The sequence below is a fragment of the Aquabacter sediminis genome (assembly GCF_028863665.1).
Classification (GTDB): domain Bacteria; phylum Pseudomonadota; class Alphaproteobacteria; order Rhizobiales; family Xanthobacteraceae; genus L1I39.
On sequence record NZ_JARBFX010000030.1, the window covers coordinates 1 to 1454 of the forward strand.

The window sequence follows — 1454 nt, forward strand, 5'->3', positions numbered from 1 at the left end:
CCGAGGCTGTGTGAGAACTCTGCGCGGCTGATCGGTCAAGCTGCCTTTTCCAATTCGCGCGTCGGCTCCGGTCATCCGGCTATCGCCTTGAGTGTCGAGGCCACGCGGGCCACGGCAATGGCACGCTTCATGTTGTAAGCCAGTATCGTCAAGCTGGCTTCGGTGGCGACATGCTTGAGGCCGCGCGTTCGGAAGTGGGTGGCACCCATCCATCCCTTTATGGTGCCGAAGACGTGCTCGACCTTGCAGCGGCGGACCACCATGGCTTCGGGCATCGCTTGAAGCCTGCGCTCCATGACGTCGAGCACCGCTTCGTGCTCCCATCGTCGGATGCGCTTCTCTTTGCCGGCCGTGCACAGGGGACGCGACGGGCAGGCGCTGCAGGCCTTCTGGTTGAAGTAGACGCTGATGAGCTTGCCGCCCTCCACCCGGGCAAAGCGCTTCTGCAGCTGTTGACCGGCGGGGCAGCGATAGGCGTCGGCCTGCGGCTCATGCACGAACCTAGCCTTGCCCCAGAAGCCGCGCGCCTGAGCCGGTGAGGTATTTGGCTTGGGCACTATCGGGATGATGCCAGATTCGGCGCAGGCGCGGATTTGCTCGCCCTCATAGTATCCACGATCTGCCAGGGCGATCATTTCGGCAGCGCCGGTCTCGGCCTGGGCGGCTGTGGCCATCTCCAGCAGATGCGAGCGGTCATGACCGCGGTTGGTCACCGCATAGGCACGACGATGTGGTGTCCGGTATCGACGGCCGCCTGGACGTTGTAACCGACCACGCCGCGATGATCGCTGCCGGTTGCCATGGCGCGGGCATCCCGATCGGTCAGCGATATCTGCTCATCAGGGGAGGCTTCCAACTGCCGGCCGATCGCCTCGAGTTCGCCAAGGCGCCCGCGCAGCGACGCCAGTCGCTCGGCCAGGTGCGCGATGCGCGGCGTCGCCGGGCCGGCCTCCGCCTTGTCTGCCTCGTCAAGCTCGGCGAGATAGCGCGCGATGCTTTCCTCGACATGGGCCTTTCGGCGGGCCAGCTTGCCCTTGGTGTAGTTCTTCTCGTGCGTATTCACTGCGCGCAGGCGCGATCCGTCGATCGCAACCATGCCACCGCCGACCAGGCCAAGGGCACGACAGATGGCGACGAAGCGCTGGCACGCACTCTGGATCGCGCTGGCATTGTCATGGCGGAAGTCCGCGATCGTCTTGAAGTCGGGTGCCAGCTTGCCGGTCAGCCACATCAGTTCGATGTTGCGGCGCGCCTCGCGCTCCAGCTTCCGGCTCGAGGTCAGCTGGTGCAGATAGCCATAGACATAAAGCTTGAGCATGGTGCCCGGGGCGTAGCCGGGTCTGCCGGTCGATGCCGGCTGCACGCGAGCAAAGCCGAGTTCGGCCAGATCGAGTTCATCGACGAAGGCGTCAATGATGCGGACCGGGTTGTCTGCATCCACATAGTCTTCCAGG

At 64.6% G+C, this 1454-nt stretch carries 1 pseudogene; it reads right to left on the reverse strand.

The window, feature by feature from the left end:
* Nucleotides 1-71 precede the first annotated feature (71 nt).
* A pseudogene (locus PV781_RS24015) lies at nucleotides 72-1453 on the reverse strand (IS1182 family transposase).
* Between the last annotated feature and the right edge of the window lies 1 nt (nucleotide 1454).